18 protein-coding genes are annotated in these 20,202 nt (G+C 56.8%); 17 read left to right on the top strand and 1 reads right to left on the bottom strand.

From position 1 onward, the window contains the following. Window positions 1–287 precede the first annotated feature (287 nt). Complete coding sequence (locus tag AC6I7J_RS13735; protein WP_021508542.1) at window positions 288–1,571, bottom strand: citrate synthase; 1,284 nt, start codon at window positions 1,569–1,571, stop codon at window positions 288–290. A 755-nt stretch (window positions 1,572–2,326) separates the two neighbouring features. On the opposite strand from AC6I7J_RS13735, the gene sdhC reads away from it, so the two are divergent. From sdhC to tolB, 17 genes are all read left to right on the top strand, one after another. Continuing rightward, the gene (gene sdhC, locus AC6I7J_RS13730) at window positions 2,327–2,716 is read left to right on the top strand and encodes a succinate dehydrogenase cytochrome b556 subunit (protein WP_021508541.1); all 390 of its coding nucleotides are present in this window, start codon (window positions 2,327–2,329) and stop codon (window positions 2,714–2,716) included. Continuing rightward, window positions 2,710–3,057, top strand: coding sequence for a succinate dehydrogenase membrane anchor subunit (gene sdhD / locus AC6I7J_RS13725; RefSeq protein ID WP_021508540.1), 348 nt, complete (start codon window positions 2,710–2,712; stop codon window positions 3,055–3,057). Before sdhC ends, sdhD begins: the two co-directional genes overlap by 7 nt. Then, window positions 3,058–4,824 (top strand): succinate dehydrogenase flavoprotein subunit, encoded by a 1,767-nt coding sequence (gene sdhA, locus AC6I7J_RS13720; RefSeq protein WP_021508539.1) that lies wholly within the window; start codon window positions 3,058–3,060, stop codon window positions 4,822–4,824. Between the two features lie 14 nt (window positions 4,825–4,838). Beyond that, a complete protein-coding gene (locus tag AC6I7J_RS13715) occupies window positions 4,839–5,555 on the top strand; it encodes a succinate dehydrogenase iron-sulfur subunit (RefSeq protein ID WP_021508538.1) in 717 nt (238 codons plus the stop codon). Window positions 5,556–5,761: 206 nt separating this feature from the next. Then, window positions 5,762–8,569 carry a 2-oxoglutarate dehydrogenase E1 component gene (sucA, locus tag AC6I7J_RS13710; protein ID WP_021508537.1) on the top strand — a complete coding sequence of 936 codons (2,808 nt, stop codon included), beginning with the start codon at window positions 5,762–5,764 and terminating at the stop codon, window positions 8,567–8,569. A gap of 15 nt (window positions 8,570–8,584) precedes the next feature. Then, window positions 8,585–9,799, top strand: a complete 1,215-nt coding sequence (gene odhB, locus AC6I7J_RS13705; RefSeq protein ID WP_021508536.1) for a 2-oxoglutarate dehydrogenase complex dihydrolipoyllysine-residue succinyltransferase — start codon at window positions 8,585–8,587, stop codon at window positions 9,797–9,799. A gap of 70 nt (window positions 9,800–9,869) precedes the next feature. Further along, complete coding sequence (gene sucC, locus AC6I7J_RS13700; protein WP_006118458.1) at window positions 9,870–11,036, top strand: ADP-forming succinate--CoA ligase subunit beta; 1,167 nt, start codon at window positions 9,870–9,872, stop codon at window positions 11,034–11,036. Next, entirely contained in the window at window positions 11,036–11,911 is an 876-nt protein-coding gene (gene sucD, locus AC6I7J_RS13695; protein ID WP_021508535.1) for a succinate--CoA ligase subunit alpha, read from the top strand. Before sucC ends, sucD begins: the two co-directional genes overlap by 1 nt. Window positions 11,912–12,587: 676 nt before the next feature. Further along, window positions 12,588–14,159 carry a cytochrome ubiquinol oxidase subunit I gene (gene cydA, locus AC6I7J_RS13690; protein WP_058757874.1) on the top strand — a complete coding sequence of 524 codons (1,572 nt, stop codon included), beginning with the start codon at window positions 12,588–12,590 and terminating at the stop codon, window positions 14,157–14,159. 11 nt (window positions 14,160–14,170) lie between these two features. Beyond that, window positions 14,171–15,310, top strand: a complete 1,140-nt coding sequence (gene cydB, locus AC6I7J_RS13685; RefSeq protein ID WP_021508533.1) for a cytochrome d ubiquinol oxidase subunit II — start codon at window positions 14,171–14,173, stop codon at window positions 15,308–15,310. 15 nt (window positions 15,311–15,325) lie between these two features. Then, complete coding sequence (gene cydX / locus AC6I7J_RS13680; RefSeq protein WP_010615998.1) at window positions 15,326–15,439, top strand: cytochrome bd-I oxidase subunit CydX; 114 nt, start codon at window positions 15,326–15,328, stop codon at window positions 15,437–15,439. Beyond that, window positions 15,439–15,732, top strand: a complete 294-nt coding sequence (gene ybgE / locus AC6I7J_RS13675; RefSeq protein WP_058775290.1) for a cyd operon protein YbgE — start codon at window positions 15,439–15,441, stop codon at window positions 15,730–15,732. The genes cydX and ybgE overlap by 1 nt, the downstream gene beginning before the upstream one ends. Before the next feature lie 177 nt (window positions 15,733–15,909). After that, window positions 15,910–16,332 carry a tol-pal system-associated acyl-CoA thioesterase gene (gene ybgC / locus AC6I7J_RS13670; RefSeq protein WP_168714917.1) on the top strand — a complete coding sequence of 141 codons (423 nt, stop codon included), beginning with the start codon at window positions 15,910–15,912 and terminating at the stop codon, window positions 16,330–16,332. Beyond that, a complete protein-coding gene (tolQ, locus tag AC6I7J_RS13665) occupies window positions 16,329–17,015 on the top strand; it encodes a Tol-Pal system protein TolQ (protein WP_010616001.1) in 687 nt (228 codons plus the stop codon). Before ybgC ends, tolQ begins: the two co-directional genes overlap by 4 nt. Before the next feature lie 13 nt (window positions 17,016–17,028). Continuing rightward, complete coding sequence (gene tolR, locus AC6I7J_RS13660; RefSeq protein WP_021508530.1) at window positions 17,029–17,457, top strand: colicin uptake protein TolR; 429 nt, start codon at window positions 17,029–17,031, stop codon at window positions 17,455–17,457. Between the two features lie 25 nt (window positions 17,458–17,482). Continuing rightward, on the top strand, window positions 17,483–18,742 hold the full coding sequence (tolA, locus tag AC6I7J_RS13655; protein ID WP_021508529.1) for a cell envelope integrity protein TolA: 1,260 nt from the start codon (window positions 17,483–17,485) through the stop codon (window positions 18,740–18,742). Between the two features lie 116 nt (window positions 18,743–18,858). After that, entirely contained in the window at window positions 18,859–20,154 is a 1,296-nt protein-coding gene (gene tolB, locus AC6I7J_RS13650; RefSeq protein ID WP_021508528.1) for a Tol-Pal system beta propeller repeat protein TolB, read from the top strand. Window positions 20,155–20,202 lie beyond the last annotated feature (48 nt).

Raw genomic sequence — 20,202 nt, 5'->3', positions numbered from 1 at the left:
CACCAGAGCTAATGCACTGACTGGCTGAGCCCCGGGACAGGCAATCCGCAGCGCTGAACAGCATGAGGAAGTCAGGATGAGACCGCATGGATGCGGGCGAAAGCCGTAGCCGGGACAGGATGTCCCGTCTACGGCGGTCCGTCAGACTGACGAAGGATGTGAAGGTACCGCGTCAGCGGCGCGAGGACGCCTGAAACGGGGCTTAGCCAGGCAGGGCTTGGCACGATGCGCCCCAAACTTTCGCCGTGTACTAAAAAAGAAAAGGGCGGGATAACCCGCCCTGATTGTTATTTTTTCAGCGCCGAGCTGAATTCGCGCTCGGTGTAACCGGTGTAGAGCTGACGTGGGCGGGCAATCTTCATGCCTTCGTCGTGCATCTCTTTCCAGTGCGCAATCCAGCCAACGGTACGCGCCATCGCGAAGATCACGGTAAACATTGATGACGGAATGCCCATCGCTTTCAGAATGATACCGGAATAGAAATCGACGTTCGGATAGAGTTTGCGCTCGATAAAGTACGGGTCGTTCAGCGCGATGTGCTCCAGCTCCATCGCCACTTCCAGCAGGTCGTCCTTCATGCCCAGCTCGTTCAGCACTTCATGACAGGTTTCACGCATCACGGTCGCGCGCGGGTCATAGTTCTTATACACACGGTGACCGAAGCCCATCAGACGGAACGAATCGTTCTTATCTTTGGCGCGACGCACGAATTCCGGGATGTGATCCACGGTGCTGATCTCTTCCAGCATACGCAGCGTGGCTTCGTTGGCACCACCGTGCGCAGGTCCCCACAGCGAGGCGATACCGGCGGCGATACAGGCAAACGGGTTGGCACCGGAAGAACCGGCGGTACGCACGGTAGAAGTTGATGCGTTCTGTTCGTGGTCAGCGTGCAAGATCAGAATACGGTCCATGGCGCGTTCCAGCACCGGGTTCACTTTGTACTCTTCACACGGCGTAGCAAACATCATATGCAGGAAGTTACCGGCATAGGAGAGGTCGTTACGCGGATACACAAACGGCTGGCCGATGGAGTATTTGTAACACATCGCGGCCATGGTCGGCATTTTTGACAGCAGGCGGAAGGCGGCGATTTCACGGTGACGTTCAATATTCACGTCTAATGAATCGTGATAGAAGGCAGCCAGCGCGCCGGTCACGCCGCACATCACTGCCATCGGGTGTGAATCACGACGGAAGCCGTGGAACAGGCGTGTGATCTGCTCGTGAATCATGGTGTGACGGGTTACGGTGGTGCGGAACTCGTCGTACTGCGCCTGAGTTGGGGCTTCACCGTTCAGCAGGATGTAGCACACTTCCAGATAGTTTGAGTGGGTAGCCAGCTGATCGATAGGGAAACCGCGATGTAACAAAATCCCTTCATCACCATCAATAAAGGTAATTTTTGATTCGCAGGACGCCGTAGAGGTAAAACCGGGGTCGAAGGTGAACAGGCCTTTTGAGCCAAGGGCGCGGACATCAACAACATCCTGTCCCAGCGTGCCTTGCATCACATCCAGTTCCACGGAGTTGTTATCTTGTAGGGTTAGCGTCACTTTTTTATCTGTCATTTTTCGTCTCCATAGCGCCTTAGTAGGTAAGGATCTTAGACACCAGAACAGTCATCATGTTGCGTTTACCCGCCGTATTTTCGGGCCGCCGCTACACTGGCTGCGCGCGCGCAGTGCGGTCATTTACTTCCGTAAACGCCCATCATTTGCACGCTTACTGCCTTGTTGCAACCCGCACGACTTAGGCTAAAACAGAATCTTCACAGCATCACTCAGCGGTAACGTTCATGCTGCAAGGTTACGGAGCGAAATGTGTAAAGCCAATCGGTGGTGTCCGGGCATGACGCGCTGCACATCGTGGATGTTAAAGATCCTGTCACGACATAACTTCTTGGTAACCAATAACCTGACGGTTTGTGTTGCTCGTAAAGGCAATGTTACATAACTTGAGCTTAGGGGAAAGTGTATCCCCATAACTTTTATGCATCATAGGGTTTTAGTGCGTTCGTTTGTAACTGAAATGTTGATCTATTGTCAAATCAGATAATTAAAAATGTATAAATTGTGAAATACGTGAGGCGGATCACTGTTCAGCTTAAATGTGACCAAAGAGATTGTAGGGGAATTGTAATCAGAATGTGATCCTCCTATACTGCCGCCAGGTCTCCGGAATACCCTGACACCAGGAGCCACCCAGCGTTTTACCCGCTTCATTTAACACTGGATGTTGCTATTTTGGTGGCGGTTGCAGTCCGAACACGCACTGTGCTCTTCTGTAACTCAGGACCGGAGGAAGCAAAATAAAAAAGAGCTGTGTGGGCAAAACCGTGAAAAAACAAAGACCTGTTAACTTGGATCTCTCGACGATCCGGTTTCCCGTTACTGCAATATCGTCCATTCTCCACCGCGTCTCCGGCGTGATTACCTTTGTCGCTCTCGGAATTCTGCTCTGGTTACTGGGTCTCTCCCTCTCTTCTCCGGAAGGTTTCCAGCAAGCGGCATCCATCATGGATAGCTTCTTCGCCAAATTCATCATGTGGGGCATTCTGACCGCGCTGGCATATCACGCAGCAAGCGGCATTCGTCACATGCTGGCCGACTTCGGTTTTACGGCAGAAACCCTGCAGGTGGGAACCCGTACCGCGCAAGCGGTTTTTGTTATCACTGTCGTGCTCTCAATTCTGGCTGGAGTCCTCGTATGGTAAGCAATGCTTCTGCATTAGGACGCAACGGTATCCATGACTGGTTGTTACTGCGTGCTGCTGCAATCTTAATTACGCTCTACATTCTCTACATCCTCGGTTTTGTCGTGATGACCGGCACGCTGACGTATGACGTCTGGCGCGGCTTTTTCGCTTCCTCCTTTACCAAAGTGTTCACGTTGCTGACGCTGTTCTCGATTCTGGTCCACGGCTGGATTGGCATGTGGCAGGTCCTGACCGACTACGTGAAACCGCTGGCAACGCGTCTGGTGTTGCAACTGGTGATTGTGGTCGCGCTGTTGTCGTATGCAATTTATGGAACTGTTGTGGTGTGGGGTGTGTAAATGAGTTTGCCAGTCAGAGAATTTGATGCCGTGGTGATCGGCGCAGGTGGTGCGGGTATGCGCGCCGCGCTGCAAATCTCCCAGTCGGGCCAGAGCTGTGCTCTGTTATCCAAAGTGTTCCCAACCCGTTCCCACACCGTATCGGCGCAGGGCGGGATTACCGTGGCGCTGGGTAACTCCCACGAAGATAACTGGGAATGGCACATGTACGATACCGTCAAAGGCTCCGATTACATCGGTGACCAGGACGCGATCGAATATATGTGTAAAACCGGTCCGGAAGCGATTCTGGAGCTGGAGCACATGGGCCTGCCATTCTCCCGTCTTGATGACGGCCGCGTTTATCAACGTCCGTTTGGTGGTCAGTCGAAAAACTTCGGTGGTGAGCAGGCGGCGCGTACCGCTGCTGCTGCCGACCGTACCGGCCACGCCCTGCTGCATACGCTGTATCAGCAGAACCTGAAAAACAAAACCACCATCTTCTCCGAGTGGTATGCACTGGATCTGGTGAAAAACGCTGACGGCGCGATCGTCGGCTGTACCGCCATCTGCATCGAAACCGGTGAAACTGTCTACTTCAAAGCCAAAGCCACTATCCTCGCGACCGGCGGTGCTGGCCGTATCTATCAGTCCACCACCAATGCCCACATCAACACCGGTGACGGCGTCGGCATGGCGCTGCGTGCCGGCGTGCCAATGCAGGATATGGAGATGTGGCAGTTCCACCCAACCGGCATCGCCGGGGCGGGTGTGCTGGTGACCGAAGGCTGCCGTGGTGAAGGTGGCTATCTGCTGAACAAGCATGGCGAGCGTTTCATGGAGCGCTACGCGCCGAACGCCAAAGATCTGGCGGGCCGTGATGTGGTGGCGCGTTCAATGATGGTGGAAATCCGTGAAGGTCGCGGTTGCGACGGCCCGTGGGGCCCACACATCAAACTGAAACTCGACCATCTGGGCGCTGAAGTGCTGGAATCCCGTCTGCCGGGCATCCTCGAACTGTCGCGCACCTTTGCTCACGTTGACCCGATTAAAGAACCGATTCCGGTTATCCCGACCTGCCACTACATGATGGGCGGCGTACCGACCCGCGTGACCGGTCAGGCGCTGCGCGTTAACGAGCAGGGCGAAGATGAAGTGATTCCGGGCCTGTTCGCGGTAGGCGAAATTGCCTGCGTATCGGTACACGGCGCAAACCGTCTTGGCGGCAACTCGCTGCTCGACCTGGTGGTATTCGGCCGCGCGGCCGGTGTTCACCTGATGGAGTGCATCGCTGAGCAGGGCGAACTGCGCGACGCCACCGAAGATGAAATCGACGCGGCGATGGCCCGCTTCAACCGCTGGGAAAACAACACCACCGGTGAAGACCCGGTTGAAATCCGCAAGGCGCTGCAGCGCTGCATGCAGAACAACTTCTCGGTATTCCGTGAAGGGGATGCGATGCGTGAAGGCCTGGCCGAGCTGAAAGAGATTCGTGAGCGCCTGAAAAACGCGCGTCTCGATGACCGTTCACCGGACTTCAACACCCAGCGTATCGAATGCCTTGAGCTGGATAACCTGATGGAAACCGCTTACGCCACCGCGGTAGCGGCCAACTTCCGCACCGAAAGCCGTGGCGCTCACAGCCGCTTCGACTACCCGGAGCGTGATGATGCCAACTGGCTGTGCCACAGCCTCTATGTTCCGCAAACGGAAAGCATGACGCGCCGTGAGGTGAACATGCAACCGAAACTGCGTGCGGCCTTCCCACCGAAAGCGCGTACTTACTAATTGCGGAGATCATCATGAGACTCGAATTTTCTATCTATCGTTACAACCCGGAAGTCGATGACAAACCGCGCATGCAGGATTACACCCTCGAAGCGGAAGATGGTCGCGACATGATGCTGCTGGACGCGCTGATCCGTCTGAAAGAGAAGGATCCTACGCTGGCCTTCCGTCGCTCCTGCCGTGAAGGCGTGTGCGGCTCCGATGGCCTCAACATGAACGGTAAAAATGGCCTGGCGTGTATCACGCCGGTCTCCGCACTGGGCAATGGCAGCAAGAAGATTGTTATCCGTCCACTGCCCGGTCTGCCGGTAATCCGCGACCTCGTGGTGGACATGGGACAATTCTATGCTCAGTATGAGAAGATTAAGCCTTTCCTGTTGAATAATGGGGAAAATCCGCCAGCGCGCGAGCATCTGCAAACGCCTGCGCAGCGCGAGCACCTGGACGGCCTGTACGAGTGTATTCTCTGTGCCTGCTGCTCCACGTCGTGCCCGTCGTTCTGGTGGAATCCGGACAAGTTCATCGGTCCGGCCGGCCTGCTGGCGGCGTACCGCTTCCTGATTGACAGCCGCGACACCGAAACCGATGCGCGTCTCGACAATCTGAATGATGCTTTCAGTGTTTTCCGCTGTCACAGCATCATGAACTGTGTGAGCGTGTGCCCGAAAGGCTTAAACCCAACGCGCGCCATCGGCCACATTAAGTCGATGCTGCTGCAGCGCGGGGCGTAACAAACGGAAGTCACGGTCGGGAACTCAGGTTCCCGATCGTTTACGGAAGCCTCTATAAGCGCGGTACTGACCACGCTTATAAAGGTTCCCTTACGGGCCAGGCGCCGGTTGCGCACAGGTTCGTATCGCTGAACTCACTACGGCAAGCCGCGTAAGCGGCAACAAATGAAACCTCAAAAAAGCAGATTAATGCTTAAGGGATCACAATGCAGAACAGCGCGATGAAACCCTGGCTGGACTCCTCCTGGCTGGCCGGCGCGAACCAGTCCTACATAGAGCAACTCTATGAGGATTTCCTGACCGATCCTGACTCTGTTGATGAAGTGTGGCGCTCGATGTTCCAGCAGCTGCCGGGCACCGGTGTGAAACCTGAGCAGTTTCACTCCACGACGCGTGAATACTTCCGCCGCCTGGCGAAAGACGCCACCCGCTACACCTCCACAGTCACCGATCCGGCCGCTAATTCCAAACAGGTTAAAGTGCTGCAGCTGATTAATGCGTTCCGCTTCCGCGGCCATCAGCACGCTAACCTCGATCCGCTCGGCCTGTGGAAGCAGGAGCGCGTGGCGGATCTCGATCCGGCCTTCCACGATCTGACCGACGCCGATTTTCAGGAAAGCTTTAACGTAGGCTCTTTCGCCATTGGCAAAGAGACCATGAAGCTGGCCGATCTTTATGCCGCACTGCAGCAGACCTACTGTGGTTCGATTGGTGCAGAGTACATGCACATCAACAACACCGAAGAGAAGCGCTGGATTCAGCAGCGTCTGGAATCGGTGGTGGGCCATGCGTCATTCAGCGCGGACGAGAAAAAAGGTTTCCTGAAAGAGCTGACGGCGGCAGAGGGCCTGGAAAAATACCTCGGCGCGAAATTCCCGGGTGCCAAACGCTTCTCGCTGGAAGGCGGTGATGCGCTGGTACCGATGCTGCGCGAAATGATTCGCCACGCCGGCAAGAGCGGCACGCGTGAAGTGGTGCTGGGCATGGCGCACCGCGGCCGTCTCAACGTGCTGATCAACGTGCTGGGTAAAAAACCGCAGGATCTGTTCGACGAGTTCTCCGGCAAGCACAAAGAGCACCTTGGTACCGGTGACGTGAAGTACCATATGGGCTTCTCGTCAGACGTGGAAACCGAAGGCGGCCTGGTGCACCTGGCGCTGGCGTTCAACCCGTCGCATCTGGAAATTGTAAGCCCGGTAGTCATGGGCTCGGTGCGTGCGCGTCTGGATCGTCTGGCGGAGCCGGGCAGCAACAAAGTCCTGCCGATCACCATTCATGGTGACGCCGCGGTTATTGGCCAGGGCGTGGTGCAGGAAACCCTGAACATGTCGCAGGCGCGCGGTTACGAAGTGGGCGGCACCGTACGCATCGTGATTAACAACCAGGTGGGCTTCACCACCTCGAATCCGAAAGATGCGCGTTCTACCCCTTACTGCACCGACATCGGCAAAATGGTGCTGGCGCCGATCTTCCACGTCAACGCGGACGATCCGGAGGCGGTAGCGTTTGTTACCCGTCTGGCGCTGGATTATCGCAACACCTTCAAACGCGATGTGTTCATCGACCTGGTGTGCTACCGCCGTCACGGCCATAACGAAGCCGACGAGCCAAGCGCAACCCAGCCGCTGATGTATCAGAAAATCAAAAAGCATCCGACGCCGCGCAAAATCTACGCCGATCAGCTGGAAAGCGAAGGCGTGGCCACGCAGGAAGATGCCACCGAGCTGGTAAACCTGTACCGCGATGCGCTGGATGAAGGCGAGTGCGTGGTGCCGGAATGGCGTCCGATGAGCCTGCACTCGTTCACCTGGTCTCCGTACCTCAACCACGAGTGGGATGAGAGCTACCCGGAAACCGTGGACATGAAACGTCTGCAGGAGCTGGCGCGCCGCATCAGCAGCATTCCGGAAGCGGTGGAAGTGCAGTCGCGCGTTGCCAAGATTTACAACGACCGCAAAGAGATGGCGGAAGGCAACAAGCTGTTCGACTGGGGCGGCGCGGAAAACCTGGCTTACGCCACGCTGGTGGACGAAGGCATTCCGGTGCGCCTGTCGGGTGAAGACTCCGGCCGCGGCACCTTCTTCCACCGTCACGCGGTGATTCACAACCAGCAGAACGGTTCAACTTACACTCCGCTGCACCACATCCATAACGGTCAGGGTCAGTTCAAGGTGTGGGATTCGGTGCTATCGGAAGAAGCGGTACTGGCGTTCGAATACGGTTACGCCACCGCCGAGCCGCGCGTGCTGACCATCTGGGAAGCGCAGTTCGGTGACTTCGCCAACGGCGCTCAGGTGGTGATCGATCAGTTCATCAGCTCCGGCGAGCAGAAATGGGGCCGCATGTGTGGTCTGGTGATGCTGCTGCCGCACGGCTACGAAGGGCAGGGGCCGGAGCACTCCTCCGCGCGCCTTGAGCGCTATCTGCAGCTGTGTGCTGAGCAGAACATGCAGGTCTGCGTGCCATCAACGCCAGCGCAGGTCTACCACATGCTGCGTCGTCAGGCGCTGCGCGGTATGCGCCGTCCGCTGATCGTGATGTCGCCGAAGTCGCTGCTGCGTCATCCGCTGGCGGTGTCCAGCCTTGATGAGCTGGCCAACGGCAGCTTCCAGCCGGCGATTGGTGAGATCGACGACCTCGATCCGCAGCAGGTGAAACGCGTAGTGCTGTGCTCCGGTAAAGTTTATTACGATCTGCTGGAGCAGCGTCGTAAGAACGAGCAGACCGATGTCGCCATCGTGCGTATCGAACAGCTCTATCCGTTCCCGCACAAAGCGGTGCAGGAAGCGCTGAAGAATTACGCCCATGTTCAGGATTTCGTCTGGTGTCAGGAAGAGCCACTGAACCAGGGCGCATGGTATTGCAGTCAGCATCATTTCCGCGAAGTGGTTCCATTTGGTGCGTCACTGCGTTACGCAGGCCGTCCGGCTTCTGCTTCACCGGCCGTGGGCTATATGTCCGTACATCAACAACAGCAGCAAGACCTGGTCAATGACGCGCTGAACCTTGGTTAATTAAAAGGAAAGAAAATGAGTAGCGTAGAAATTCTCGTTCCCGATTTGCCTGAATCCGTAGCGGACGCCACGGTAGCCACCTGGCATAAAAAACCCGGCGACTCTGTGACCCGCGACGAAGTGCTGGTCGAGATCGAAACTGACAAAGTGGTACTGGAAGTGCCTGCCGCCGCTGATGGTGTGCTGGAAGCGGTGCTGGAAGACGAAGGCGCCACCGTAACATCGCGCCAGATTCTGGGCCGCCTGAAGGAAGGCAACAGCGGCGGGAAAGAGACCACGGCGAAAGTGGAAAGCAAGGAGTCTACGCCTGCACAGCGTCAGACTGCATCTCTGGAAGAAGAGAGCAATGACGCGCTCAGCCCGGCCGTGCGCCGCCTGATTGCGGAAAACAACCTCGACGCCAGCCAGATTAAAGGCACCGGTGTTGGCGGCCGTCTGACGCGCGAAGATGTGGAAAAACATCTGGCGAAGAAAGCCGACGGCGCGAAAGCGGCACCGGCAGCCGATGCGGCTCCGCAGGCCGTTGCCAACCGCAGCGAGAAGCGCGTGCCAATGACCCGTCTGCGCAAGCGCGTGGCCGAGCGTCTGCTGGAAGCGAAAAACAGCACCGCAATGCTGACCACCTTCAACGAAGTCAACATGAAGCCGATCATGGATCTGCGCAAGCAGTACGGCGATGCCTTCGAGAAGCGTCACGGCGTGCGTCTGGGCTTTATGTCCTTCTACATCAAAGCGGTGGTCGAAGCGCTGAAACGCTTCCCGGAAGTCAACGCGTCGATCGACGGCGATGATGTGGTGTACCACAACTATTTCGATGTCAGCATCGCGGTCTCAACGCCGCGTGGTCTGGTGACGCCAGTGCTGAAAGATGTTGATGCGCTGAGCATGGCCGACATCGAGAAGAAAATTAAAGAGCTGGCGGTGAAAGGCCGTGACGGCAAGCTGACGGTGGAAGAACTGACCGGCGGTAACTTCACCATCACCAACGGTGGTGTGTTCGGTTCGCTGATGTCTACGCCGATCATCAACCCGCCGCAGAGCGCGATTCTGGGGATGCACGCCATCAAAGATCGCCCAATGGCGGTGAATGGTCAGGTGGTGGTGCTGCCAATGATGTATCTGGCGCTCTCCTACGATCACCGTCTGATCGATGGTCGTGAATCTGTCGGCTATCTGGTCGCGGTGAAAGAGCTGCTGGAAGATCCGGCGCGTCTGCTGCTGGATGTCTGATTTTCGCCGGGCGCGCTGGCACGAGGCGCGCCCAAATTAACCCTGTTTAGATCTGAATGGATAGAACATCATGAACTTACACGAATACCAGGCGAAGCAGCTGTTTGCACGGTATGGTATGCCAGCACCGACTGGCTACGCCTGCACCACGCCACGTGAAGCCGAAGAAGCCGCCTCGAAAATTGGCGCGGGTCCGTGGGTGGTGAAATGTCAGGTTCATGCCGGTGGCCGCGGTAAAGCGGGCGGTGTGAAGGTGGTTAACAGTAAAGAAGACATTCGTGCTTTCGCTGAAAACTGGCTGGGCAAACGTCTGGTGACCTACCAGACTGACGCCAATGGTCAGCCGGTAAACCAGATCCTGGTTGAAGCGGCGACCGACATCGATCAGGAGCTGTATCTGGGTGCGGTGGTTGACCGTGCCACCCGTCGCGTGATCTTCATGGCGTCAACCGAAGGTGGCGTGGAAATCGAGAAAGTAGCGGAAGAAACCCCGCACCTGATCCACAAAATGGCGCTGGATCCGCTGACCGGCCCGCAGCCATACCAGGGCCGCGAGCTGGCATTCAAACTGGGCCTGACCGGCAAGCAGGTCAGCCAGTTCACCAAAATCTTCATGGGTCTGGCGACCATGTTCCTGGAGCGCGACCTGGCGATGGTTGAGATCAACCCGCTGGTGATCACCAAACAGGGCGACCTGATCTGTCTGGATGGCAAACTGGGTGCCGATGGCAATGCCCTGTTCCGTCAGCCAGAGCTGCGTGAAATGCGCGACCCAAGCCAGGAAGATCCCCGTGAAGCCCACGCGACGCAGTGGGAACTGAACTACGTCGCGCTGGAAGGCAACATTGGCTGTATGGTCAACGGCGCCGGTCTGGCGATGGGCACCATGGACATCGTGAAACACCACGGTGGTCAGCCTGCAAACTTCCTTGATGTTGGCGGCGGCGCAACCAAAGAGCGCGTTACCGAAGCCTTCAAAATCATCCTGTCTGACGATGCTGTGAAAGCGGTATTCGTTAACATCTTCGGCGGCATCGTGCGCTGCGATCTGATCGCAGACGGCATCATCGGTGCTGTGGCTGAAGTGGGTGTCAACGTACCGGTCGTGGTACGTCTGGAAGGTAACAACGCCGAGCTGGGCGCGAAGAAACTGGCGGACAGCGGTCTTAACATCATTGCAGCAACCAGCCTGACAGACGCAGCACAGCGTGTTGTCGCTGCTGCGGAGGGTAAATAATGTCCATTCTGATCGACAAAAACACCAAAGTCATTTGCCAGGGTTTCACCGGTGGCCAGGGAACGTTCCACTCTGAGCAGGCGCTGGCCTATGGTACGCAGCTGGTTGGCGGTGTGACGCCAGGTAAAGGCGGCACCACCCATCTCGGTCTGCCGGTGTTTAACACCGTGCGTGAAGCAGTAGAAGCCACGGGCGCCACCGCTACCGTGATCTACGTGCCGGCACCGTTCTGCAAAGACGGTATCCTGGAAGCGATCGACGCGGGCATCAAACTGATCATCACCATCACCGAAGGCATCCCGACGCTGGATATGCTGACGGTGAAAGTGAAGCTGGACGAAGCAGGCGTGCGCATGATCGGCCCGAACTGCCCGGGTGTGATCACGCCTGGCGAATGTAAGATCGGTATCATGCCGGGCCACATTCACCAGCCAGGCCGCGTGGGTATCGTGTCACGTTCCGGTACGCTGACCTATGAAGCGGTTAAGCAGACCACCGACATCGGCTACGGCCAGTCCACCTGTGTGGGCATCGGCGGTGACCCGATCCCTGGCTCTAACTTCATCGACATCCTGAAAATGTTCCAGGACGATCCGCAGACCGAAGCGATCGTGATGATCGGTGAGATCGGCGGCAGCGCTGAAGAAGAGGCCGCGGCGTTCATCAAAGAGCACGTGACCAAGCCTGTCGTCGGCTACATCGCCGGCGTAACGGCGCCGAAAGGCAAGCGTATGGGCCACGCCGGCGCCATCATTGCCGGTGGTAAAGGCACCGCCGATGAGAAATTTGCTGCGCTGGAAGCGGCCGGCGTGAAAACCGTTCGCAGCCTGGCCGATATCGGCGACGCGGTGAAAGCGGTACTGCCAGCGAAATAAGATTTTGCTGCTGAAAGAACAAAGCCACCTGCGGGTGGCTTTTTTTATGGCTGTCATGCACGGCCATTAGCCGTCCTCACACATTTGCAGTAAAAACGTAACGGCAACATTTTCTGCGGCTATGCTTACGTTGTCGTTGAGTAAAGAAGGGCAAAGAGGCGTGCTTTTTCCCGTCAGCGTCCAGGCGTCTGGCTGGCAAAGAGGTTAAATAATTACGGGAAAGGTAATTGTTTTCTTAATTGCGCCATCGATTTATGACAACTAATTAACAACAACTCTAACACTACATATCTGGAAAATTATTGTCTTAATCCAGATCAATAAAAGGCGATATATAGCAAACTTTACCGCTGGCTAAAAGCAACCCAACCGATATAAATTGCGCTGCATCAATTCAGTCTTTTTCATCATTTTTCAGGAGTTTGTGCCAGGCGTTGTCATATCAATTCTGTCGCCTCCTCATCTTACTCCTGCTCGAAACAGGCTGAAGCGATCGGTTTTTCGGGGAATTTTCACCACTGTTACTCGCTCACTTCGGGCCGCAGTACGCATTGTGCTGTCGGTAACAAAACTGGAATCAATAATCAGTCGTTCCTGACCTTATTCTGCATCGCACTGCCCGCTGTTTGTGGTTGTTATTCGCAGGATGAGTTCATGCGAGGAGCAAGGAGTCATCATGTTAGATATTGTCGAGCTGTCGCGTTTACAGTTTGCCCTGACGGCGATGTACCATTTCCTGTTCGTGCCCTTAACGCTCGGTATGGCGTTTTTACTGGCGATCATGGAAACGGTCTATGTCCTGTCGGGAAAACAGATTTATAAAGATATGACCAAATTCTGGGGCAAGTTGTTTGGTATCAACTTTGCGCTGGGTGTGGCCACCGGCCTGACCATGGAATTTCAGTTCGGTACCAACTGGTCTTATTACTCCCACTACGTCGGCGATATCTTCGGTGCGCCGCTGGCCATCGAAGGCCTGATGGCGTTCTTCCTTGAATCCACCTTTGTCGGCCTGTTCTTCTTCGGCTGGGATCGCCTCGGTAAAGTGCAGCACCTGGCGGTGACCTGGCTGGTGGCACTCGGCTCGAACATGTCCGCGCTGTGGATCCTGGTGGCGAACGGCTGGATGCAGAACCCGATCGCCTCCGAATTCAATTTCGAAACCATGCGTATGGAGATGGTGAGCTTCTCCGAGCTGGTGCTAAACCCGGTGGCGCAGGTGAAATTTGTGCATACCGTGGCCGCGGGCTACACCACCGGTGCGATGTTCATTCTGGGCATCAGCGCCTGGTATCTGCTGAAAGGGCGCGACATCGCGTTTGCTAAACGTTCCTTTGCGATCGCTGCCAGCTTCGGTATGGCTGCCGTGCTGTCGGTCATCGTGCTGGGTGACGAATCCGGTTATGAAATGGGCGATGTGCAGAAAACCAAGCTGGCCGCCATCGAAGCCGAATGGGAAACCCAGCCGGCGCCGGCGGCCTTTACGCTGTTTGGCGTGCCGGATCAGGCGACGCAGGAGAACAAGTACGCCATCCAGATCCCGTATCTGCTCGGCCTGATCGCCACCCGTTCTGTCGATACGCCGGTCACCGGCCTGAAAGATCTGCTGGCGCAGCATGAAGTGCGCATCCGTAACGGTATGAAAGCCTATGCGCTGCTGAACGAGCTGCGTGCCGGCAGTAAAGATCCGGCGGTGCGCAGTGAGTTTGAGACGCATAAACAGGATCTCGGCTACGGTCTGCTGCTCAAGCGTTATACCCCGGACGTGGCGAACGCCACGGAAGCGCAAATCCAGCAGGCAACGCAGGATTCCATTCCGCGCGTGGCACCGCTCTATTTTGCCTTCCGCATCATGGTGCTGTGTGGCGTGCTACTGCTGGGCATCATTGCGCTGTCGTTCTGGAGCGTGATTCGTAACCGCATCGGTAAGAATCGCTGGCTGCTGAAAGCGGCGCTGTACGGTATTCCACTGCCGTGGATTGCCGTCGAAGCCGGCTGGTTTGTCGCTGAATATGGCCGTCAGCCGTGGGCGATTGGTGAGGTGCTGCCAACCGCCGTGGCTAACTCATCGCTGACCGTCGGCGATCTGCTGTTCTCGATGATCCTGATCTGCGGCCTGTATACCGTGTTCCTGGTGGCGGAGATGTATCTGATGTTCAAATTTGCCCGCCTTGGTCCAAGCAGCCTGAAAACCGGCCGCTATCACCATGAAACAGTGCAGGCTGTGACTCAACCGGCGCGCGGATAAGGAGAGCGACCATGTTTGACTATGAAGTGTTGCGTTTTGTCTGGTGGCTGCTGATTGGCATTCTGCTGATCGGTTTTGCCGTCACCGACGGCTTCGATATGGGCGTGGGAATGCTGACCCGCATCCTCGGTCGCACCGATACCGAGCGTCGCATCATGATTAACAGCATCGCGCCGCACTGGGACGGTAACCAGGTCTGGCTGATCACTGCCGGCGGGGCGCTGTTCGCCGCCTGGCCAATGGTCTATGCCGCCGCGTTCTCCGGTTTCTACGTGGCGATGATTCTGGTGCTGGCCTCGCTGTTCTTCCGTCCGGTCGGCTTTGATTACCGGTCGAAGATTGAAGATATGCGCTGGCGCGGTGCCTGGGACTGGGGCATCTTCATTGGTAGCTTTGTGCCGCCGCTGGTGATTGGCGTGGCGTTCGGTAACCTGCTACAGGGCGTGCCGTTCCATGCTGATGAGTACCTGCGCCTGTTCTACACCGGTAATTTCTTCCAGCTGCTTAATCCGTTTGGCCTGCTGGCTGGGGTGATCAGCGTCGCGATGATTCTGGCCCAGGGCGCGACTTACCTGCAGATGCGCACCAGCGGCGAACTGCACCTGCGTTCCCGCACCGCGGCGCAAATCAGCGCGCTGGTGATGCTGGTGGGCTTTGTACTGGCCGGCGTGTGGGTGAAGTACGGCATTGATGGCTATGTGCTGAAAAGCGCAATCGATCATCACGCGGCGTCTAACCCGCTGGGTAAAGATGTGGTGCGTGAAGCCGGGGCCTGGCTGGTCAATTTTGAACAGATGCCGGTGCTGTGGCTGTTCCCGCTGCTCGGCGCGCTGCTGCCGCTGCTGACGATCCTGTGTTCGCGTATGGAGAAGGGCGCATGGGCGTTTATCTTCTCTTCGCTGACGCTGGCGTGCGTCATTATGACGGCTGGCATTGCACTGTTCCCGTTCATCATGCCATCCAGCACCGTGCCGGGCACCAGCCTGACCATGTGGGACGCGACCTCCAGCCTGCTGACGCTGCAGATCATGACCGTGGCCGCCATCATCTTTGTGCCAATTATTCTGGCTTACACCAGCTGGTGTTACTACAAGATGTATGGCCGCATCACCAAAGAACACATTGAGCGCAATACGCACTCCCTGTACTGATTGAGGAGATTGAGCATGTGGTATTTTGCCTGGATTCTTGGCACCTTGCTGGCCTGTGCGTTTGGCGTGGTCACGGCACTGGCGATTGAGCATGTTGAAGAGGGCGGCGCGCAGGACGACAAGCTCTGATGCGCAGCCTGATACAGACGCTGTATCGTCTGATGGATAAGGGCCCGCTACGGGCCCTTTCACTGATTCTGGCGCTGTGGCTGGCCGGATGCGTCATCTGGCAGCCGGCGCGCTTTGCCGCACGCACCAGTGAGCTCGCTATCTGGCACGGATTATTGTTAATCTGGGCGGTGTGCAGCGGCGTGATTCACGGCACCGGTTTCCGGCCACAGCGTGCCCGCTGGCAGGCGCTGTTTGCCCCGCTGCCGGCGCTGATCGTGCTGGCGCTGGGAATTTACTGGTTCTACCATTAAGTTCTGTCTCAGCCCGTAAGGGCTGTTTTACCGCTGCTGACGTGAGTTTTTGTCAGCGGTTGGTCAGGAAATCTCCCGAAAATCCTTCCAGTTGTTAACGTCTGATAATTATTTTCTCCTGGCTCTGGCGGACCATTCCCAAGCCGATCTCACTTGCGTATAGTAGCAACGTTTAAAATGAGACCGGGATGTAGAGTGAGTACAACGCTGTTTCGCTGGCCGGTTCGGGTCTATTACGAAGACACTGACGCCGGTGGTGTGGTTTACCACGCCAGCTATCTTGCTTTTTATGAACGAGCACGTACCGAGATGTTGCGCCAGCACCATTTCAATCAACAGGCCCTGTTGGAAGAGCAGGTGGCTTTTGTGGTACGGCGCATGACGGTGGACTTTATTGCCGCGGCACGTCTCGACGACCTTCTGGAGATCCAGAGCGAAGTGACAGCAATGACGCGCGCAACCATGACGTTCTCGCAGCGTATCGTGAATGCTGAAGGCAAAGTGCTCAATGAAGCAGACGTCCTGATTGCCTGCATCAACCCACATCTAATGAAGCCGATTGCGCTTCCCAAGTCTATTGTCGCGGAGTTCAAGCAGTGACTGACATGAACGTTCTTGATTTGTTCCTGAAGGCAAGCCTTCTGGTCAAACTTATCATGTTGATTTTGATCGGCTTTTCTATTGCCTCCTGGGCAATCATCATTCAGCGCACCCGCATTCTTAACGCGGCGGGGCGTGAGGCCGAGGCGTTCGAGGACAAGTTCTGGTCCGGTATCGAGCTGTCGCGTCTCTATCAGGAGAGCCAGGCGCGCCGTGACGAGCTGAGCGGGTCTGAACAGATTTTCTATTCTGGCTTCAAAGAGTTTGCCCGCCTGCACCGCGCTAACAGCCATGCGCCGGAAGCGGTGGTCGAAGGGGCCGGTCGCGCCATGCGCATCTCGATGAACCGTGAACTGGAAGCGCTGGAGAATCACATCCCATTCCTTGGCACCGTCGGTTCCATCAGCCCGTATATCGGTCTGTTTGGTACAGTGTGGGGGATCATGCATGCCTTTATCGCACTGGGTGCGGTGAAACAGGCCACGCTGCAAATGGTTGCGCCCGGTATCGCCGAAGCGCTGATCGCCACCGCAATCGGTCTGTTCGCGGCCATTCCTGCCGTTATGGCGTATAACCGTCTGAACCAGCGTGTGAACAAGCTGGAGCAGGGCTACGACAACTTTATGGAAGAGTTCACGGCCATCCTGCATCGTCAGGCTTTCTCTACCGACAACAGCAAGTAAGTCGAGGTTAACGATGGCCAGAACCCGTGGTCGCGGGCGTCGCGACCTTAAGTCGGAAATCAACATTGTTCCGCTGCTGGACGTGCTGCTGGTGTTGCTGCTCATCTTTATGGCAACCGCGCCGATTATTACGCAGAGCGTGGAAGTGGACCTGCCGGACGCAACCGATTCGAAAACCGTTTCCAGCGACGATAATCCGCCGGTGATCGTGGAAGTGGCCGGGGTAGGGCAGTACAGCCTGGTGGTGGATCACGATCGTATGACGCAGCTGCCGCCGGAGCAGGTGGTGAGCGAAGCGCAGCGCCGTATTGAAGCCAATCCGAAGACGGTCTTCCTGATTGGTGGGGCGAAAGATGTGCCTTACGACGAAATCATCAAGGCGCTGAACCTGTTGCATCAGGCTGGCGTGAAATCCGTCGGTTTGATGACGCAGCCGATTTAACGCGAACCGTTTTTGGGAACCGAGAGTGTCGAAGGCAACCGAGCAGAACGAGAAGTTAAAACGCGCGATAATCATTTCGGTGATTCTGCACATCGTGCTGATCGCCCTGCTGATTTGGAGCTCGTTTAACGAACATATCGAAGCCAGCGGCGGCGGTGGCGGCAGTGATATCGACGCGGTGATGGTCGATCCTGGCGCGGTGGTTGAGCAGTATAACCGTCAGCAGAATCAGCAAAGTGACAGTCAGCGCGCCGAGCAGCAGCGCCAGAAGCAGGCACAGCAGCAGGCGGAAGAGTTGCAGCAGAAGCAGGCCGCTGAACAGCAGCGGCTGAAAGAGCTGGAAAAAGAGCGTCTGCAGGCGCAGCAGGAAGCCAAAGAGCAGGCGAAGCAGCAGGCTGAGCAGCAGAAGGCGGCCGAAGCAGCAGCGAAGCAGGCGCAGGAGCAGCAGAAAGCCGCAGAAGCGGCCGCGGCGAAAGCCAAAGCTGATGCCAAAGCGCAGGCCGATGCTCAGGCGAAGGCCGCAGCGGACGCGAAAGCCAAAGCGGAAGAGCAGGCGAAGCAGGCCGCAGCCGACGCGAAGAAGAAAGCGGAAGAGCAGGCCAAAGCCGCCGCAGCCGAAGCAGCGAAAGAGAAAGCCGCGCAGCAGGCGAAAGCGGCAGCTGAAGCGAAAGCCAAAGCGGAGGCAGAAGCCAAAGCTCAGGCCGCGGCAGATGCGAAAGCCAAAGCTGCACAGGAAGCCAAAGAGAAAGCTGCGGAAGCTGCGAAAGAGAAAGCGGCCGCCGAAGCCAAAGCGAAAGCTGAGGCAGCAGCCAAAGCCAAAGCGGATGCGGCGGCCAAAGCTAAAGCTGCCGCCGATGCGAAGAAGAAAGCGGCTGCCGAAGCGGCGAAGAACGAGAGCGATGTGGATGATCTGTTAGGCGGTCTCTCTTCCGGTAAGAATGCGCCGAAAAGCGGCGCCGCTTCCGGTGGTGGCGCGGCGGCAGGTCAGGGCAATCAGAAGAAGGCGGGTGCCTCAGGTGCTGAAGTGAATGCGTATCTGGGACAGATTACCAGTGCGATTCAAAGCCGCTTCTACGATGCCGATCTGTATCGCGGTAAAAGCTGCGATCTGCGGATTAAACTGGCACCGGATGGTTTGCTGATTGACGTGAAAGCTGAAGGCGGCGATCCGGCGCTGTGTCAGGCGGCGATTACCGCAGCGAAGCAGGCACGCATTCCGAAGCCGCCTTCGCAGGCAGTATATGAAGTGTTTAAGAACGCACCGATGCGTTTCAAACCAGAATAATGCAGTAACGTACGGCAGGTTGAACTAAGGTTAGCTTGCCGTACTCTATGAGTACTCGTGTTTTTTCAGGAACTGTGCGAATTATCATGAACTCAGGTTCAGATAAGGGAGATAAGATGAAGCAGGCACTTCGTGTAACCTTAGGTTTTTTTGTACTGCTGTGGGCAGCGATGCTGCACGCGGAAGTACGCATTGAAATTACGCAGGGCGTGAATACCGCGCGCCCAATTGGTGTGGTGCCGTTCCAGTGGGCCGGTCCGGGCGCTGCACCCGAAGATATTGGTGGCATCGTTGCAGCAGACTTACGTAACAGCGGTAAATTCAATCCGCTGGATCGCTCTCGTCTGCCACAGCAGCCGACCAGCGCACAGGAAGTTCAGCCTGCCGCGTGGAGCGCACTGGGTATTGATGCCGTGGTCGTCGGGCAGGTTACGCCGAACGCCGATGGCAGCTACCAGGTGGCTTATCAGCTGGTGGATACCGGTGGCGCACCGGGCACCGTGCTGGCGCAGAACTCCTATAAAGTCACCAAACAGTGGCTGCGCTATGCCGCGCATACCGCCAGCGATGAAGTGTTTGAGAAGCTGACCGGTATCAAAGGTGCGTTCCGTACCCGTATCGCCTATGTGGTGCAGACCAACGGCGGTCAGTTCCCTTACGAACTGCGCGTGTCTGACTACGATGGTTACAACCAGTTTGTGGTACACCGTTCGCCACAGCCGCTGATGTCACCGGCCTGGTCGCCAGACGGCAGCAAAGTGGCTTACGTGACCTTCGAAAGCGGTAAATCGGCGCTGGTGGTGCAGACGCTGGCCAACGGCGCTATCCGTCAGGTGGCTTCTTATCCGCGTCACAACGGTGCGCCGGCCTTCTCGCCGGACGGCTCTAAGCTGGCCTTCGCCCTGTCGAAAACCGGTAGCCTGAACCTGTACGTGATGGATCTGGCCTCCGGTCAGACGCGTCAGGTGACCGATGGCCGCTACAACAGCACCGAACCTACCTGGTTCCCGGACAGCCAGACGCTGGCTTACACTTCGGATCAGGCCGGTGCGCCACAGATTTACAAAGTTAACGTTAACGGCGGAACGCCACAGCGCATTACCTGGGAAGGGGCTCAGAACCAGGATGCGGATGTGTCATCTGACGGTAAAACGATGGTGATGATCAGCAGCGCCGGTGGCGCGCAGCACGTCGCCAAACAGGATCTGGAAACGGGAGCCGTTCAGACAATAACGGACACGTTCCTGGATGAGACGCCAAGTCTGGCTCCTAACGGCACGATGGTAATCTATAGCTCTACTCAGGGGATGGGTTCCGTGTTGCAGTTGGTTTCAACCGATGGGCGTTTCAAAGCGCGTCTTCCGGCAACTGATGGACAGGTCAAATTCCCTGCCTGGTCGCCGTATCTGTGATGCATAGCTCCCTCGCCTGGCGGGGGAGTAAAATGTATGGCAAACAAA

The organism is Type-C symbiont of Plautia stali (assembly GCF_059730935.1).
The sequence above is the reverse complement of the archived record's forward strand: the minus strand, read 5'-3'. Positions and strand labels throughout refer to the sequence as shown.

What these genes read in the sequence shown, in the direction of transcription:
- AC6I7J_RS13735 (WP_021508542.1), bottom strand. Translation starts at nt 1,571, where the DNA reads ATGACAGATAAAAAAGTGACGCTAACCCTACAAGATAACAACTCCGTG.
- sdhD (WP_021508540.1), top strand. Translation starts at nt 2,710, where the DNA reads ATGGTAAGCAATGCTTCTGCATTAGGACGCAACGGTATCCATGACTGG.
- sdhA (WP_021508539.1), top strand. Translation starts at nt 3,058, where the DNA reads ATGAGTTTGCCAGTCAGAGAATTTGATGCCGTGGTGATCGGCGCAGGT.
- AC6I7J_RS13715 (WP_021508538.1), top strand. Translation starts at nt 4,839, where the DNA reads ATGAGACTCGAATTTTCTATCTATCGTTACAACCCGGAAGTCGATGAC.
- sucA (WP_021508537.1), top strand. Translation starts at nt 5,762, where the DNA reads ATGCAGAACAGCGCGATGAAACCCTGGCTGGACTCCTCCTGGCTGGCC.
- odhB (WP_021508536.1), top strand. Translation starts at nt 8,585, where the DNA reads ATGAGTAGCGTAGAAATTCTCGTTCCCGATTTGCCTGAATCCGTAGCG.
- sucC (WP_006118458.1), top strand. Translation starts at nt 9,870, where the DNA reads ATGAACTTACACGAATACCAGGCGAAGCAGCTGTTTGCACGGTATGGT.
- sucD (WP_021508535.1), top strand. Translation starts at nt 11,036, where the DNA reads ATGTCCATTCTGATCGACAAAAACACCAAAGTCATTTGCCAGGGTTTC.
- cydA (WP_058757874.1), top strand. Translation starts at nt 12,588, where the DNA reads ATGTTAGATATTGTCGAGCTGTCGCGTTTACAGTTTGCCCTGACGGCG.
- cydB (WP_021508533.1), top strand. Translation starts at nt 14,171, where the DNA reads ATGTTTGACTATGAAGTGTTGCGTTTTGTCTGGTGGCTGCTGATTGGC.
- cydX (WP_010615998.1), top strand. Translation starts at nt 15,326, where the DNA reads ATGTGGTATTTTGCCTGGATTCTTGGCACCTTGCTGGCCTGTGCGTTT.
- ybgE (WP_058775290.1), top strand. Translation starts at nt 15,439, where the DNA reads ATGCGCAGCCTGATACAGACGCTGTATCGTCTGATGGATAAGGGCCCG.
- ybgC (WP_168714917.1), top strand. Translation starts at nt 15,910, where the DNA reads ATGAGACCGGGATGTAGAGTGAGTACAACGCTGTTTCGCTGGCCGGTT.
- tolR (WP_021508530.1), top strand. Translation starts at nt 17,029, where the DNA reads ATGGCCAGAACCCGTGGTCGCGGGCGTCGCGACCTTAAGTCGGAAATC.
- tolB (WP_021508528.1), top strand. Translation starts at nt 18,859, where the DNA reads ATGAAGCAGGCACTTCGTGTAACCTTAGGTTTTTTTGTACTGCTGTGG.